The sequence below is a fragment of the Veillonella sp. 6_1_27 genome (assembly GCF_000163735.1).
Classification (GTDB): Bacteria; Bacillota; Negativicutes; order Veillonellales; family Veillonellaceae; genus Veillonella; species Veillonella parvula_A.
Window position 1 is genome coordinate 58,535 of sequence record NZ_GG770216.1, and the last position, 17,082, is coordinate 75,616.

Sequence of the window (17,082 nt, forward strand, 5' to 3'; positions counted from 1 at the left end):
AAATATATGAGAATGTTGTGACAATTTTTACACATAAAAAAGACAGCTGATATAATCAACTGTCTTTACAAATTATATATTATCAAGTTACTCTAATATACTTGTTTTTAACATATACGATTCGGTACGACTATTTTTTACCCTTATGAGATGTTCTTCTCATATTTTATATAATCAATTAAATTTCTATATCCTGTTACCATGTTAATCTTGGGTTTCCACCCTAACGACTGGATTTTTTCACTATTTAGAATAAATTTTACATCATGTGCATATCCATATTGATTGGCATTATCTGGTATATCAAATACCACGTCTATTTTACCCTTAGCGACTTCTTTCGCTACTAAATTTGCAATATCTTTGATGCTTCTTGTTTCATTACTATTACATATATTATATGCTTCTCCACATTCTCCTTTAAACAGTAATAGTACCAAAGCGGAAAGTACATCAGTTATATAACAAAAGTTTGATACAGATTGTCCTTTGGTATGTAAAATAATATTTTCATTATGCATAACACTTTTAGCAAATTGCATAGATACACGATTATCTAAAAGTGAAAGACCTGGACCAAAACATTGTGCAACGCGAGCAATACAAATTGGTACATTATATTCATGAAAATAAGCACTACAGTAACATTCACAAATACGTTTACCTTCAGAATACGAACTTCTAACATCTAAATGATTAATATAACCTAAATCATCTTCAGTCATATTTTGATAATCTACTTGCTGAATACCATATTGTTCCATAGAGGATAAATATACGATTTTTTTAACTCTATTCTTTGTTGCATATTGCAAGACGTCTAATGTTGTACTAATGCTACCATTTAACGTTTCAACTGGCTGTGTAACAAAAAACTTAGATGTAGTAGGTGCTGCAGTGTGAAATATATAATCAACAGAATCATTACATGCAACAAGGCCATTAGTAATATAGACTAACTGTTCTGAATTCTTAAGGTTAGAGAACAAAGCCTCTGCCTTTTCTATATTTCTCACGGAACAAATAATATTAATATCTGTTCCATATTTCATATTACTAACTAAAAACAATCGGGTGAGCATAGATCCTATGAATCCGGTTGCCCCCGTTATCAAAATAGTTTTCCCTGAAAGTTTAGATAAGAAAATATGAATATCTTTAGCAGTGCGTTCCAACTCATAAGATAAAACATCATTCATAAATACTAGCCCTCTACTGTTTTAAAATACTCATATGTTTTTATTAACCCATCGTGTAAATTATATTTTGCTGTAAATAAAAGCTCTTTTTCTGATTTATCAGTTGCCAAAACAGAATCTCTAATATCGCCTAATCTAGGTTTATCATAAACTACCTCTATATCTTTACCGCTAATATTTCTAAACTCATCCACTAACAAATTGACGGAACTTGAGATGCCAGTACTTACATTATAAATACCTGTAACCTGGTGTTGCATACCTAAAATATTAGCTTCAACTACATCATCCACATATATAAAGTCCCTTGTTTGTTTTCCATCACCGTAAATAATAATAGGAGAGCCTTGTACAATCGCTTTAGCAAAAATACTAATAACGCCCCCCTCTCCACCATTACCTTGTCGTGGACCAAACACATTAGAATAGCGATAACATATATATGGTAATCCAAAAGCTTCATGATAAATACGAAGATAATGTTCTGTAGTTAACTTTGTTAATCCATAAAATGAAGACGGATTTCCAATCATTTCCTCATTTAGTGGTAATGTATCTAAATTACCATAAACCGCTGCAGAAGATGGCATCAAAAACTTTTTAACATCTAGTTTTACTGCTGCATTAAGTAAATTGATTAACCCCATCAAATTAATATCACAATCTAACATTGGATCACTCATAGATGTGGAAACTTCAGTTTGTGCAGCCTCATGAAATATATAGTCTGGACGAAATTCTTCTAAGACAGAGTATAACTTTGGGTCTCTAATATCCAATTCTACGAATTGTGCTTTCGAATGAACAAATTCTTTGTTTCCTGTATATAAGTTATCAATAACCTGTACAGTATGACCATCCTCTATTAAACGATCAACTAAATGAGAGCCAATAAACCCAGCCCCACCAGTTACAGTTATTCTCATTATTATCCCCTTCTTATAGCCTACTTTTTATTAAATCAAGATAAAACCTTAATTCTTTACTTCTAATAAATAATATTCCCCATGCCACTATTATAAAGATGCTATTACATACAACCCCCAGTAAAAGCCCAAACCAGCCACTATCCAAAGCAATAAACTGTGATAAGAATTTACTGAAATAAACTAATATAAATGTAATTAGAGTATAACGGAAATAAAGTTTAAAATAACTGACCAAAGACCAACGTAATCCGTATTTAAACAAAACATATGGTTCAACTATAAAAGGCATACAAATCGTACTAATAAACATAGCCAATAACACGCCCCAAACATCAAAATATTGAACCAAAACAATGGAAGATCCTAAATTTATTAAGGCCTCTATTAAGGACATATATCGATTTTGCCAAAAGAGCCCCATAGCATCTTTAAATACTAAGACGCCTTTACGCATAAACATTAGATAGAAGTTGATAACCATCCAAAGCACTATACTTTCATCAAAACGATAGCTACTTCCTAGCCAGATGGTAATAAATGGATTTAACAAAAGGTACAAGTTACTACAGATAAAACAAGCCAAATAGGCTGTCATAAATTCTAATCTCTTGAAAATGACTAATTTATGAGCATCATCATGAGACTCATTCAAATTTCCTACAGATGCCTTTAGTGCATTAAATACCTGATCAGACAACTTATCGATACCATTAATAATCAAATAATAATTCGTATATAACGCAACAGCACTTAAACCTACAAATTTTGATAAAATAATATTTGATGTTCCAAAAACAGTAACACCACCAATTTTATGAAGTATTAAAGCCTTTATATTTCTAATAATATTTTGGTATATATCTTTATTTAAAGGCTGAATATTCTTTTCATTTAAGAACGAATATAAGTGATCGGCTTTTCTAGCTATTAAAAAATTCTCAGAAAAGGTCATACATATACGTAGAATAATATATACCCAAAAACTATGAGTTAAAATGACTAAGGCAATTTGGAATAAACTCCCTATCAGTTGAGTAATCCCTCTGTAATAGTTAGCTATATATTGTTTTTGGTCAGCTATAAGCAAGCATTTTTTATAAGAGTAAAAATAACTAATACCCGTATCAACAACAAAAAGTAAAAAGAAAATATTTAAATATGCAATATTAGGAGGTACCTTTATAAGATATTGAACAAAAGGCGATATACATAACCCTAAGAATAGAATAAGTGTACCAATATAAATATATGCTTTTTTAAATATTCTCATGATTGATTTTGCTGTTTCTAAATCATGATTAGCTAAAGGAGAATATAAACTAAATATAATAGCTGGACCAATGCCCAATTCAGTAAGAGATAATACAGTCAAAATATTATCAAATAAACCATTCAAGCCTAAATATTCAATAGATAAATAATATAGTAATACAAAACGGATAATGAACTGTAATACCATATTTAATCCATATACAATTAACGTGGAATTTATATTCTTAATTGCACTAACTGTCCGCATAATATCAGCCTATAATCCCATAATATTGAGGCTATTTTTTACTTCTAAATAAGCCTTAAATGTATAAAAATCAATAGGTGTTGTAATCTTAATATTCTCAGCTGGTCCTATTACTGTAAACAGTTCAGTCCCATAAAACTGCATCATAGATGCCGAATCTATGAACTCCAAGTTTTCAGATCTTGCTTTGTCATGTGCCTTATAAATATCTTTTAAATAGAAACATTGTGGAGCTTTAGCAAGTAAACATTCATCTCGAGAAAGTATTTTCCCTACATGAGAAAGCTCATTATCTTTTAAAACAATAGTTTCTATAGCTTGTGAAACAGTAATGGCATTGCCATATGTTTTTGTGGACGATATACACGTATTAATTAGCTCATCAGAAATAATAGGTCTAACCCCATCATGTAGTAAAACTATACTATCTTGATCATATAGTCTTGAAGACTCTTGAATTCCAAGATAAATTGACTCTTGCCCTGTTTTTCCACCTGGAATAATCGATTTGACTTTATCCAAACTATACTTTTGTACTAATTTACTAACCTCTCCAATAATAGACTCTAATACTACCAAAACAATTCCATCAATATTATCATTATTTTGAAAGTGTTCTAGCGTATACACTAATATTGGTTTCCCATTAACTTCTAGCAATTGTTTCGGTGTGCCAGTAGAACTCATGCGTTGTCCAGTTCCTCCAGCAAAAATAATACCTATATTCATGCTATACCCCTATACATTAAATCTCATATGCTCTAATACTTGATATTTTACGTTTACCTTCTGGCGGTATTTCCATATAGTTACGACCATATAAATTACTTAAATATGTATCGTAACATGAAAAAACCTCTAATTTTAAATCTCTAAATTCTATAGGGACACGTTTTTCAAAAGCATCCTTTACCATACATTCAGCTTCACCATAAACGCCCCCAGTAATAGCTCCTACATAATCAGAAGTATTATAATCATACTGTTTTGCTAATTGGTCTAATTTATGAGCCCAATATTTATATCCCACACATTTAGCAAAAATAATTAATATAGACTTGATAAATGCTCTACTAAATGATTTACCATGACCTAATTTAGCATCGCATAATTCGAGCATTTTGCTATAAATTTTACGTTTTTTATAGATACTAACAACTTCATTTTTATCATTTGGTAATCCATCAACAGGCATAATATCCATAAATAAAAACTGATTAGCATTACTGTACTCATCTTCAATCTTGATATCAAGCTTTTCTAATCGCGCAAAAGGATATTTTGAGTTATTACGCTCAATAGATCTAAGCAGGTAATTACTATGAAAAACCTTTGGAAATATAGTAATTAATTTTTCATAATCTGGTCGACTTAAACAAATGTCTATATCATCATCCCAAGGAATAAAACCTTTATGCCTAATGGCCCCCAATAATGATCCTCCTGATAGCGAATATTTAATATCATTCTCTTTACAAAAGGAATCAAACTCTTTAAGCATTATATATAAATGATCTTGAATTTCAGATATAGTCAACATTATAAAAATCCCCTAATTTTCAAACCATACTAACTTTATTTGTCGTATAAATTCATCTTCTGACCAGTCTTCAATGCCATATCTAGGTATAGAAAATGGATTAGTATTAGAATGAAGCTGTGCTCTTTTAGTACTAACTGAATATGTGAATCCTAGATCTCGAACAATTTGTTCTGTCACTTGATCAAAACTTTCTTTATGACCAAAAGGATACGCAAAAATATCTATATCCGTGTGTAACAAGTTCTCTAAAAAAAGCTTAGAAGATTGTATTTCTTGTATTTGTTCTTCTCTACTAATTTGTTTCAACGCTGGATGATGAATAGTATGCGCTCCTAATGTAACTAACTGACTTTGATATAACTCTATTAACTCCGATGAGGTCATAGTCCTATTATTAGGATTAACTTTCAATCCATAAGATTCATACCATCTGTCTAACATCATATCTCTTTCATTAGGATGTAGAGAAAAAAGCATATGGTGTAATGTATAAAAACTATGTAATCGCTTTTTATCATCAGATACATCAAATATATGTCTTTGATTTAATATATCTAACTCAATTGATTCTCGTAGATTTTTATTTTCGAATAAGACGGTTTCTAATCGATCCCACCAAAACTCTTTACCCGTATCTACACCGCCAGATGTTATAAAAATCGTCGCTGGGACTTGATACTTTTTTAAAATTGGAAAGGCATATTTGTAATTATCATAATATCCATCATCAAAGGTAATAATAACAGATGGTTCCTTTATATCATTGCGTTTTAAATCATTAAAAGTTATTACATTGTAGTAATTTTTTAAGATTCGAATATGTCTTTCAAAATTATCAGGAGTTACATTAATATTAAATAAATCACGATTCAAATGATTAACTCTATGATAAAGTAAAACAACTACTGGCTTATCAAAAATATTATGGATTAAATTGATTGGAGCCAATCTTTTTCTATAGATAGATCGAATCCATGGTAGATTCTCTTTTATATAACCTTTAAGACTCATTGTTTTCCCTTGTATATATTTTCAATCTTCTTTATAGCAACACTAGAATCATAACCTAACTCTTTAATTCTAGCTCTATAATCAATATATTTATTCTTACCAAATTTAGATATAATCTCATAAGCCCATGGTTTAGGATTATCAATTGGTAGAGTCCTACATAAATCAGTTAACACAACCTCTTGTGTAATCGCATCAGATACTAATATTGGTATACCTAATGCTTGAGACTCAATAGCAATTAGGGGTAGCCCTTCAAATAAAGAAGGTAATATCATAATATCTATAGCTTGCATAATATCCACAGTGTTATTTACATACCCCATAAAAATAACCTTGTCAGATATAGCTGCTGATTTTACAAGACTTTCAATCTTATGACGTTCTACACCATCCCCCAAGAGAAATAAATAACTATTAGGATTTTGTTTTAATACCTCTTTAAATATATCGATAATAAAAGGATGATTTTTAACAGGCGTAAAACGACCAATATGCCCTACTACCAGTGCATCCTTAGGAATGTTGAATTTTTGTCTAACCTCCAACCCTAGATTTATATTTCTATCATATAAATCTAAATCAATCGCATTATGTAATAAATAATATGAATCACTATCTATACACTTTCTAGGAAACATCCATTCTGAGGCCTTAGTAGAGCAACCTATATAAGTATCAACCAAATAAGGTAATAAAAATCTTCCAACCTTATGTAATCCTGTCTTTAGAAAGCGTACGATTTTTCGATTATCATCTATACTAGAGCTATGCGCATGTAAAATAATAGTTTTAAATCCAGCTAATTTAGCAATCAAAATAGGAATAATATTAACATAAGATTGATGAAAATGAATGATATCTTTTCCTTCAGAAAGTAGGCACTTCATTTTTTTATAAAACTGAATAATATGATACGGTCTACTAACCGTCTCTACCTTATAATTTACATCAAAATTTTGAGGATCATCATAACTCAGTAATGTTAATTCAAATTCTTTTTTATCAATCATTCTATACAATTGAAGAACATAAGATGTTAAACCTCCCATATCTTTATCTATAGGAAGTTCTATTACCTTTATCATAGTCAGTATATTATCTCCCAAATAATTTACGTTTTAAAAATAATCCACCTTTTTTAATCCAATTTTGAGGTTCCATGAAAGATACATTTTGTTCTTTATAGCTAATATTATTAGCTTCAATCCATACATCAAGCAAGATTTCACTAACAAAGCCATAGATACGTGCTTCATACGTATCATAATCAGAAATATCAACACGTTTTTCGATTTCTTCTAAGATGGAAAACATCCATTCACAGTATTGATCAAATAAATCTCTACGCATAACGAACATGTTGAACATATGAGCCCATGTACGATTACAAACCTTTGTGAACGCAGCGCTATATTCAGGATATTTTTCAACGATGATTTGTTCTGCCGCATCCAGTCCTGAGCTATGGTGGGCATTATTATAGTGAGAACGATTAGACTCAATATAATATTTACGCTTATCAGCTACCACAACAGGATATTGTGAAAGTAATGCTTCCCATTCCTTACCCATAAGGATCTGATTTTTTTTCTCTTCTATATTGCGCACCTCTTTACGAGTAAAATATCGTCTGTAATGGACGAGACCAATATAATCCGCATCAAGATTTTTCCAAGCCCAATATAAACCTGTTAATTCACAGTAATTTGCATTTTTTGAAGAGATATTATCTCCCGTATGATCACCAATATATCCAATATCAGATTTATCTTTACGACCCACATGAATTGGCAAATATACGGAGTCCTCTGGCATCCAATATTGTTTATGTGTTGCTACTAAAATCTTAATATTCACTAATTTCATCCACCTTATTACGATATGAATTTCTCGTATAAACTAATGCATAACCAAACCCTAATAATATCCAAAAATAATAGAGCTCATTTAAAGTCGTTCCTATCCCTGTCAACAAAGACTCTATATAAGCAATTGTAAAAAATATAATACATATATCTTTTGGATTTTTAAATACATAAATAAGCAATCTAACTAATAAGAATACAATAGGTCCCATAAACAATACGAAACTTATGATTCCTGTTTCCGATAAGCGAGAGGTATATTCTCCTAACATAGGAATAGAAATATTAATAAGGCCTTTATTTTTAATATTTTCAATCCACATTTTTACTTCCGCACCATTTAATGTATCTTCATCTAAATGATTCAAAACATATGGGGTACGTAACCCTTGCCCAATTCCTAATAATGGATTTTCTTTGAAAATATCTAAGTCAGCTTTCATAACACCATATCTTTGATTATTACTTCTCCTGTCTTTTTTAGATAGTGAAGAAATATTATTTTCCCCATAAGATTTAATTTCATTTGCAACCTGCTGAGTTGATATATTTTTAACTATTGTACTAGTTGTACTTTTATTAGAAGTATCTTGTACATAAAGAACATTAGATGTATATACTATATTTCCTATAAAAGCTAAAAGACCTATTAAAGTTACAAGAACTGTATGTACTACAAATTTTTTGTTTCTAAACTGAATACAAAGTGCCACTACAAGCAATATATGATCTATTATCAATAAAACAGTTGCCGTTCTACTATTTGCCAATAAAGTAATCATTTCTAAAAGTAATAAAAGAATGGAGGAAAAGATTAGCAATTTCTTATTCTTAGATGAAAAAATAACATTCCATATAAAAGGAATTGTAATAACAGTATAAATACCTAGAAAGGACGGCTCTGGAAAAAGAGAGCGAATTTGAAATTCAGACCAAAATAATGGTGGCCACCATGTATTATTAATCTCAATAGCATGAACAATAGGTCTTATGTATGTTAATAATGAAAGTGCCCATTGTTGTTTACCAAAATAAAATAGTTCAATAACACCAAAAATAACAACTAGACTAGCAGAAATTAATGAACCCTTACTTACTATTTTTGTAATTGTTTCAGAGCGATTTTTATACCAATAGAAAATCAAATAAGAAAATCCAAATGTAAAAATAAGTTGAGTCAAGGAATTCTTTAGAACTCTAAAGCTAAAATGAATGACTGATAAAGTATATTCACTCGCAGTTTCATTAAATATAAATTGAATTATGGCTTCCAATTTATGATTTATATAATTAGTGCCAGGAACTAAATCATAGTAAGGGAAATTAATCAAACCATAAATTAAAGATCCAGTAATACTGAAACCTAAAAGAGCTATATATAATATTTCTTTCCGATATAAATGATAGTGACGTAGACTATGTCTTTTTAGCCATACACTATACACTAAACAAATAAATAATGTATAAAATGATGCTTTTGCTGAAAACTCGCCACCTAAAAAACCTATTCGTAAAGACATGGGGATTACAGGGAATATTACAAATATAAAACTTAATCCTATTAAACTATCAATATATTTATTACTAGACATATACTCTCATCCTACTACTCTCATCTTATGATTTCAATTATATTAACTTGGAATTACCAAAGAAAGAGGGGCTATAAAAATATGCATTAAATCAACTAAATTAAAATGATTACTCATTTAGATAATCTCATACAATGTTGCATAATATTTAGATAACTAAAATACAATTGCGATTAACATGACCAACAACATCTAAAAATATAGTAGCCTCCTTTAGTGAATCTATCCACTCAATCCTCATTCCTGAAACTCCTTATTACATAATGCTAAAGCACTAGCAATAACCTTATCCATATCGTAATATTTATATTCACCTAAACGACCACCAAATATTACATTGGAAATCGCTTCGGCCTTTTTAACATATTTAGAATATAGCTCTAAATTCTTTACGTCATTTACCGGATAATACGCTTCCTCGCCGATTTTCCAGTCCTTTGGATATTCTTTTGTTACATACGTAACGGGCTGTGTACCAAATTCAAAATGCTTATGTTCAATGGTACGAGTATACGGAATTTCACCTTCCGTATAGTTCACCACCGCAACGCCTTGATGATTTTCCTCTTCGAGACGCTCAGTTTCAAAGTGAAGACCACGATACTCTAATATCCCTTCAGAATAACCAAAATATTCATCTATAGGGCCAGTGTAGATAATTCTATCTGCCAAAGCTTCGTATTCATCGCGATGTTTGAGGAAGTCTATGCCAAGACGCACTTCAATACCTTCTAACATACGTTCAATCATCTTGGTATAACCCCCCATAGGAATACCTTGGAAACGGTCATTAAAGTAATTGTTATCGTATGTGTAACGCACTGGCAAGCGTTTAATGATAAAAGCTGGTAGCTCTGTACATTTACGCCCCCATTGTTTTTCCGTATACCCTTTGATAAGCTTTTCGTAAATATCAGTACCTACGAGGCTGATGGCTTGCTCCTCCAAATTCTTAGGTTCCCCTGAGATGGCAGCTCGTTGTTTAGTAATAATATCTTGTGCCTCTTTTGGAGTTCGAATATTCCACATTTTAGAAAACGTGTTCATATTAAACGGTAAATTGTACATCTCTCCCTTATAATTTGCCACAGGGCTATTTACATAGTGATTAAATTCTGCAAATTGATTGACATAATCCCACACATGTTTCAAGGATGTGTGGAAAATATGAGCGCCATAGACGTGAATATTGATATCATCTTTGCTTTCACAATACATATTACCTGCTATATGATCACGACGGTCGATGACGAGTACTGATTTACCACGCTTGTGCGCTTCATGGGCAAATACAGCACCAAATGGGCCCGCCCCAACTACTAAATAGTCAAATTTTTTATTCATATATATATCCTTATTTTTTCATTCCAAGACATAGTAATCGTGAATAATGATTTTTTCTTAAGATATAACCTATCAAAATAGATAAAGTTGTAGATGCTAAGAAGCAAACAATAAAGGCTTCATAATACAATCCTAGCTTAGACCAAAGTACAATTCTAAATGGAATTTTAACAATATCACTAAAGATATATATATCCATTGAAACGGTACCTAAAAAGACTAAAAGTGTTTTATATAGACCAACTTTAGATTGAATTTGATTAGCAATATAATGTGTAATAGTAATCCCCGAAACCGCTGTTATAAGAGTAACTATTTTAAAAGCATTCATATCATGAAGTAATGCATAATTACCTACAATAAAAATCACCATAGATATAAGTGCTATCACTGTAGATTTCATATGATCCAATAGCATATATTTCTTTATATATAAGCCTAGGATATAGAAAAACTGAAAATACAATATCTTTGATACCATAGATACAGAGAAGATATTTAACATATCAGAAAAGATTCCAACAATGAAAGATATTAGTAATAAACCAAAATTTACACGCTTAACAAAAAAGGCAATGAGGATTGAAATAAAGAACAGACAATATAAAAACCAAAGTTCTCCATCCGGATTAATACCAATAAATATTTTCCATATATCCTGTGCATTTATTTGTTGATTTGCAAATTTTGATAAAGCTAATTTGAAAGGAAAATATAGTATTCCAATTGTAAAATATGGAACCATCAAACGTATGCTTTTATCTTTTATAAAATTCTGAAAGCCCTCTTTCAAAGGTATATGCATAAAATAACCAGCCACAAAGAAAAAAACTGGCATATGGAAACTATAAATTATCGTTCGCATCAAATATAAAGGATAACTAGCAATTCCACTAGCACTTGCTTGATCCGGTACAGAATGGCCCAAAACAACAAGTAAAATTGCAATTCCCTTCATAATATCAAAACTAGTATCCCTCATAATAACGGTTAATAGGCCCCTTTCGATTTAGCAACAGCCAACACAGTTTTCAACAGATATACAATATCGATCCACACGGACCAGTTGTGAACATACCAAGAGTCCATTAACACCCGTTCTTCATAGGTGGTATCACTGCGACCACTGACTTGCCAAACACCAGTAATCCCTGGTGGTACAAGGTAAAAGTCATTAATATAATCGCCATATTTTACAATTTCATCTCGAACAATAGGTCGTGGACCTACGAGGCTCATGTCTCCAATGAGAACATTCCATAACTGTGGCAATTCATCAAGACTTGTTTTTCGAAGGAATTTTCCGATTCTTGTAACGCGAGGATCATCCTTTAATTTAAAATCTCGTTCCCATTCTTGACGAGCAGCTGGGTTATCTTTTAGATATTGCTCCAAAGCCTCTTGTGCATTTGGCACCATGGATCGGAATTTATAACAAGAAAATAATTTCCCACCTTGACCAACACGTTTATGTCCAAATACGATAGGTCCTGGGGAGTCCAAGTAAATCAATATAGCAATGATAGCGAGAATCGGTAAAATCAAAATACCGCCACATACGGTAGCTACAATATCAAAAATACGTTTAAAAATACGGTTAGACTTGCGCGCTAGGTTATTTTGTACACGCAATATGACGGCTTGTTCTTCCATCATGCCACGAGCACTAATATTACTAGTAGGTAAACCAAATAATTCAGGTACAAATGCTACTCGTTTTACCAATAATTGTAATTGATTAATCAAGGATACTAATCTTTTAGACTCAAGTCCGGGAGCACAAATAAGTACAGTTTGAACTCCTGTATCTTTAATAACTCTTTCTACATCTTTAAAGGCCCCAAGGCATGGATATTCTTTAGCGATGGAGGATGATTTAGGATTATCATCTACATAACCAATAATCTTATAGGTAGTAATCGGCATACGCTCTAATGATCTCTGTACAAGTTCCGCTGTCTTTCCCGCCCCAACGAGAAGAATCGGAATTGTTAGATATCCTGTTTTTGAAAGTATTTTTCCTACGATAAAACGCTCGCTAAAAATAAATACGAGCATACATATATAAGCAAAGGCAACAAATAAACGAGACACATCATTAATTACATGGCCCGTGTACATGAGGACAATAGATACGACAACCCCTATGGTGATACTGCGAAATAAATTTTTCATCGTATCCCAATAGGGAGATACTATAGAATAGGCATTATTAAGAAGCAATATTGATAAAAATACGATAGGCACAACACCATATACGTAAATTTCTTCTACCTTAAAATTTGAACTTACCGGTAAAATTGATAAGTTTAAACGCAAATAATAGGCTGCTAATGTCCCCAAAACAATAGCAATATAATCTGCTATAAGCACTATGAGCTTACTAATAAATAACTTTTTATTATTGTTATTACAGATAGAACTATTCATACTAATACCCCAAATTATAAGAAAAGGTTGTTTTCTCAATCTCAAAATATTAAAAAAACAACCTCTCTATCATACGAATACAATGTACCAATATTTACATATATTGTATCATATTTAAATATGTAAAACTATAAAAAAACATAGATTTCACCTATCTTTTATGTAGTTATTTATTCTTTAAGTCTATTTGAATCCTACTTAATTCTCTATTAAATGGTAGTTAAATGCTTTCCAATACAGATATACGATTCTCAATTATCCCGCAATTGAAGCATCGTAGCTAACATAAAATACATAATGCGCATTCCTGATGAATTATCTAAAGTATATTCTATTTGACCAAATACAAATACATAACAAATAACAGCAATCATAGCACAGAGGCTATAAGGATCTCGATTCTTAAACCAAACCACAAAATTATCAATAATAATAGATCCATAAAAGATGAGAACCCCTAATAAACCTAAAAGGCCTACTTCACCAAGAAGTTGAATAAAATTATTGTGTGCATGATATAAATGTTGATTTTCCGTTGGTAATCGATAGGATGCTTCATATATAGTACGCCATTGACCTATACCTACACCTGTCACAGGATGGTCTTTAAACATATTAATAGACGATGTCCACACATCAAAGCGGCCTAGGTTGGAACCATCTGTAGTCGTATTCGTAATGGACTCAAACCTAGCCACATATTGTGGTTGTGTACTAAATCCCCATACAACTCCACCTAATGCAGCAAGAACAACGACTACATAAATGAATCGTTTTAGTATATATGGTAAGGATACGATAGGCACCATAATCATACTAAAAAGCCAAGATCCTCTACTTTGATTGCCATACATACCAAAGCCAACACAGCCTAGTGCCCATAAAGCAGATACTTTCACATAGTTAGGAAAGGCTGAATCTAATAAAATGACGCAGAAAATAGGCACTAGCATAACCATGAGGCCCGATATGGTCAACACGCTACTACCAAATCCCCATCCTCTATCGGTCATTCCTGAAACATGTTGATAAAAGGCTACTAAATTATCGATACCAAAATCCACAAAAAATACGGCAAGCATCGTAAATAATGTTTTCTTATCACGAATACACAGAGCGATAACAAAAAACACAGGAATCCGCCACAACCAAACATTGATAAATTCAGGTAATCCTACAGCTATATTGTTCGTTAATACTGCAGAAGGTAATAACAATAACAACATTAGAGCAAATGTTTTACTATATTTTTTAACATAGGACGGAATATATAGGTCATGCCTATGTTTCCAAATATAGAAAATACTTAACAAAATAGCAATAACATAAAATACTTGACCAGCCGCCATGGATAGCCTTGTAAAGCACGCCATCAACGTAATCATAATGGCAATCCATGATTCTAATCTTACACTTGATAATACCCCCATATTAATTCTCCCTTACATATAAACTACAAACCTTACATAGTACCCCTTATACATGTATAATGGATTTAATTAATGCACGGTGACTGTAGTCCTCATTTGCATCTATTAACCCCTGATTATATTGCTCTTTATGATGCTGTAAATTCTCTACAAACTCTTGAATCCCCTGTCTGATAGAATGTACATCATCTAAATTTAAAAATTCCCCAATAGAATACTGTTCTAATACCTCTGGATTGATCTCTGGAGATATAAGAACAGGCTTGTGAAAGCCAATAGCAGTGAACAACATAGCTGCCCAGTGATAGCGATATCGCTCTGCTCCATAGGGCAATAATAAAGCATCTACACTCAATAAGGCTGTATCCCAGTCTTTTCCAATCAGACTGGCATGAATGAACTTAATATTATTATACTGGCTATATTTCTTGATGATAGACTCAAATAAAGCCCCATCTTCAGGCTTTACCGTTGCCCCTTGAACGACGAGTTGTACCGAATCATCATAATTCAGCGATACAAAGGCATCAATGAAACGCTCAATGTTTTTTTCTTTTCTAAACTGACCAAAGAAACCTAATTTTATTGGTTTATTTGCTGATATAGGAGTTTCCAAATTAACACCTATACAAGTTGTAGAGTTCGCATCTTTTTTGTCTTGTATACTAGTATTGCCTTGTGTAGCACAATTCCCTTGTTCTCCATTCAATTCACTCGATGGCAAGAACACAGGAGGCAAAATTTTACGGATTCTTGGTAGATCAGGGCGCAACATATCATCGCGCAAAGAGATAACATCGAGGTACACATTTTTATACACATTAGCACGATGGGCTTGCTTAATAAAGCGATCCATTTCGCCCTTCCCAATGCCATGGAAGATAACATGTACTGCTGCCTTACTGTCCTTTAATGGCGTGTCTAACAAAGCTTTAATATAGCGATATGTCCCCGTAGGAATGATTAAAGCATCTATATTATGTTCTTTAATTTTTTCTGCTGTTGATGTGAACCAACTGCGGCGACGGCGTTCACGTAAAATGGATAAAAACGGCTTCTTCCACTTAGACGCTCCCGCATAGGTCACTACTTCTCCCCCTTCTAAGTACACTATATCTACTCCATAATCTACTTTGAAAGGAAAGTTCTCCGGCACGAATAGTACTGGCTCATGACCTTGACGCTTCAGTTCATTGATGAGGATACGATCAAACTCCACCTCATGACCAGCAGGCATGACAATACTTTCTAAAATTGCTACGCGCATAGCACACCTCTAGGCCCTTACATACGGTTTTATGTTTTCTTGAATCATAGCTTCATACTCATCTAAAAGAGCATAGCGATTGCGATATTGGCTACGTTTTTGTGATTTAATCTCTTCCATAGGTTTGCGTTCTTCTTCAAGTGGAATGGTGAAGTAATTTGGATCAGATTCCAATACGGTACCGCCGATATCCTCCCACAAAGTATCTAAAATGGCCACCTTTGCTTTATTACCGCGCACCATATGTGAATTTGCATAGAAACCTTCATCAGATACGGCAAGTATGGATTCTACTTGCGCAGCACGAGCGATTTCACGAATTAAGAAGGTAATAAAGTTCTTAGGACGGTAACCATACATCTTTTTTGTAATCTTTTTAGCTCGTTCAAGTCCATCTTTATAACCTTGAATAGTACCGATAACAAGACTTCTCTCTCCGTTAGGGCCTTTAGCAAAGCGAATATTTGCATGATACACACCCTTATCTTCGAGCAGGAGCATAACCGTCAAGAAGCCTTCCTTCCGTTGTCCTGGCTCGTAATAGAGATGAGCAGACATATCGAGTTCATCGGAACTCCAAAGAGTAATACCTCGTTTTTTATCGAAATAATCAAACTCTACTTCGTCTACATACATGAGCTGAATCGCTTCATTCGTAAACACCTCTTGTAAGATGGTGAAATGCTGACGGAGGGCTTCCAAACGCCATTGTGGCGTAGAGTTTTTAATCAAAAACATACGGCTCATCAATTCATAGAGACTGGGATGTTTTTGCAACAGCTTTGGATCTGCCGTATAGGACTTAAAGAAGTTTTCAAATTCCGTAACCGTTGAGTCATGACGACAAGAGCGCATTGCATGTAAGAAGGTTCGTCTCGTTTCACGCCATGTGCGCTTACCATATATAGTACGGCCTATGTGCCAATGTTTTCCAAAATTGCCTAACATAA

The 17,082-nt window shown here is 32.6% G+C and carries 15 protein-coding genes; all 15 read right to left on the reverse strand.

Annotation, left to right across the window (positions count from 1 at the left end; all coding sequences use genetic code 11):
- Positions 1-143: 143 nt before the first annotated feature.
- Positions 144-1,199, reverse strand: coding sequence for an NAD(P)-dependent oxidoreductase (locus HMPREF0874_RS04220; protein WP_004692912.1), 1,056 nt, complete (start codon positions 1,197-1,199; stop codon positions 144-146).
- Between the two features lie 5 nt (positions 1,200-1,204).
- Positions 1,205-2,125: an NAD-dependent epimerase/dehydratase family protein gene (locus HMPREF0874_RS04225; protein ID WP_004692913.1), complete on the reverse strand. Its 921-nt coding sequence runs from the start codon at positions 2,123-2,125 to the stop codon at positions 1,205-1,207.
- A 13-nt stretch (positions 2,126-2,138) separates the two neighbouring features.
- A complete protein-coding gene (locus HMPREF0874_RS04230) occupies positions 2,139-3,647 on the reverse strand; it encodes a lipopolysaccharide biosynthesis protein (RefSeq protein WP_008601795.1) in 1,509 nt (502 codons plus the stop codon).
- A 9-nt stretch (positions 3,648-3,656) separates the two neighbouring features.
- Entirely contained in the window at positions 3,657-4,376 is a 720-nt protein-coding gene (locus HMPREF0874_RS04235; RefSeq protein WP_008601797.1) for a 2-C-methyl-D-erythritol 4-phosphate cytidylyltransferase, read from the reverse strand.
- A gap of 16 nt (positions 4,377-4,392) precedes the next feature.
- A complete protein-coding gene (locus tag HMPREF0874_RS04240) occupies positions 4,393-5,187 on the reverse strand; it encodes a phosphorylcholine transferase LicD (protein ID WP_008601799.1) in 795 nt (264 codons plus the stop codon).
- A 12-nt stretch (positions 5,188-5,199) separates the two neighbouring features.
- Positions 5,200-6,201, reverse strand: coding sequence for a polysaccharide deacetylase family protein (locus HMPREF0874_RS04245; protein ID WP_039965157.1), 1,002 nt, complete (start codon positions 6,199-6,201; stop codon positions 5,200-5,202).
- On the reverse strand, positions 6,198-7,289 hold the full coding sequence (locus HMPREF0874_RS04250; RefSeq protein WP_039965159.1) for a glycosyltransferase: 1,092 nt from the start codon (positions 7,287-7,289) through the stop codon (positions 6,198-6,200). Before HMPREF0874_RS04250 ends, HMPREF0874_RS04245 begins: the two co-directional genes overlap by 4 nt.
- Positions 7,290-7,299: 10 nt before the next feature.
- The gene (locus HMPREF0874_RS04255; RefSeq protein WP_039965283.1) at positions 7,300-8,061 is read right to left on the reverse strand and encodes a DUF4422 domain-containing protein; all 762 of its coding nucleotides are present in this window, start codon (positions 8,059-8,061) and stop codon (positions 7,300-7,302) included.
- The gene (locus HMPREF0874_RS04260; RefSeq protein ID WP_008601821.1) at positions 8,051-9,661 is read right to left on the reverse strand and encodes an O-antigen ligase family protein; all 1,611 of its coding nucleotides are present in this window, start codon (positions 9,659-9,661) and stop codon (positions 8,051-8,053) included. Before HMPREF0874_RS04260 ends, HMPREF0874_RS04255 begins: the two co-directional genes overlap by 11 nt.
- 237 nt (positions 9,662-9,898) lie before the next feature.
- Complete coding sequence (gene glf / locus HMPREF0874_RS04265; RefSeq protein WP_008601823.1) at positions 9,899-11,005, reverse strand: UDP-galactopyranose mutase; 1,107 nt, start codon at positions 11,003-11,005, stop codon at positions 9,899-9,901.
- 10 nt (positions 11,006-11,015) lie between these two features.
- Positions 11,016-11,963, reverse strand: coding sequence for an acyltransferase family protein (locus HMPREF0874_RS04270; RefSeq protein WP_232197506.1), 948 nt, complete (start codon positions 11,961-11,963; stop codon positions 11,016-11,018).
- 32 nt (positions 11,964-11,995) lie between these two features.
- Complete coding sequence (gene wbaP, locus HMPREF0874_RS04275; protein WP_050760775.1) at positions 11,996-13,435, reverse strand: undecaprenyl-phosphate galactose phosphotransferase WbaP; 1,440 nt, start codon at positions 13,433-13,435, stop codon at positions 11,996-11,998.
- Positions 13,436-13,686: 251 nt separating this feature from the next.
- Positions 13,687-14,865: an O-antigen ligase gene (locus HMPREF0874_RS04280; protein ID WP_008601830.1), complete on the reverse strand. Its 1,179-nt coding sequence runs from the start codon at positions 14,863-14,865 to the stop codon at positions 13,687-13,689.
- A gap of 46 nt (positions 14,866-14,911) precedes the next feature.
- Positions 14,912-16,132, reverse strand: coding sequence for a glycosyltransferase (locus HMPREF0874_RS04285; protein ID WP_008601832.1), 1,221 nt, complete (start codon positions 16,130-16,132; stop codon positions 14,912-14,914).
- Between the two features lie 9 nt (positions 16,133-16,141).
- Positions 16,142-17,080, reverse strand: a complete 939-nt coding sequence (locus HMPREF0874_RS04290) for a DUF535 family protein (protein WP_008601834.1) — start codon at positions 17,078-17,080, stop codon at positions 16,142-16,144.
- Positions 17,081-17,082: the final 2 nt, after the last annotated feature.

Bases quoted from the DNA above. Each gene is read 5' to 3' on its own strand.
- HMPREF0874_RS04220 (WP_004692912.1), bottom strand. From the start codon at position 1,199: ATGAATGATGTTTTATCTTATGAGTTGGAACGCACTGCTAAAGATATT.
- HMPREF0874_RS04225 (WP_004692913.1), bottom strand. From the start codon at position 2,125: ATGAGAATAACTGTAACTGGTGGGGCTGGGTTTATTGGCTCTCATTTA.
- HMPREF0874_RS04230 (WP_008601795.1), bottom strand. From the start codon at position 3,647: ATGCGGACAGTTAGTGCAATTAAGAATATAAATTCCACGTTAATTGTA.
- HMPREF0874_RS04235 (WP_008601797.1), bottom strand. From the start codon at position 4,376: ATGAATATAGGTATTATTTTTGCTGGAGGAACTGGACAACGCATGAGT.
- HMPREF0874_RS04240 (WP_008601799.1), bottom strand. From the start codon at position 5,187: ATGTTGACTATATCTGAAATTCAAGATCATTTATATATAATGCTTAAA.
- HMPREF0874_RS04245 (WP_039965157.1), bottom strand. From the start codon at position 6,201: ATGAGTCTTAAAGGTTATATAAAAGAGAATCTACCATGGATTCGATCT.
- HMPREF0874_RS04250 (WP_039965159.1), bottom strand. From the start codon at position 7,289: ATGATAAAGGTAATAGAACTTCCTATAGATAAAGATATGGGAGGTTTA.
- HMPREF0874_RS04260 (WP_008601821.1), bottom strand. From the start codon at position 9,661: ATGTCTAGTAATAAATATATTGATAGTTTAATAGGATTAAGTTTTATA.
- glf (WP_008601823.1), bottom strand. From the start codon at position 11,005: ATGAATAAAAAATTTGACTATTTAGTAGTTGGGGCGGGCCCATTTGGT.
- HMPREF0874_RS04270 (WP_232197506.1), bottom strand. From the start codon at position 11,963: ATGAAGGGAATTGCAATTTTACTTGTTGTTTTGGGCCATTCTGTACCG.
- wbaP (WP_050760775.1), bottom strand. From the start codon at position 13,435: ATGAATAGTTCTATCTGTAATAACAATAATAAAAAGTTATTTATTAGT.
- HMPREF0874_RS04280 (WP_008601830.1), bottom strand. From the start codon at position 14,865: ATGGGGGTATTATCAAGTGTAAGATTAGAATCATGGATTGCCATTATG.
- HMPREF0874_RS04285 (WP_008601832.1), bottom strand. From the start codon at position 16,132: ATGCGCGTAGCAATTTTAGAAAGTATTGTCATGCCTGCTGGTCATGAG.
- HMPREF0874_RS04290 (WP_008601834.1), bottom strand. From the start codon at position 17,080: ATGTTAGGCAATTTTGGAAAACATTGGCACATAGGCCGTACTATATAT.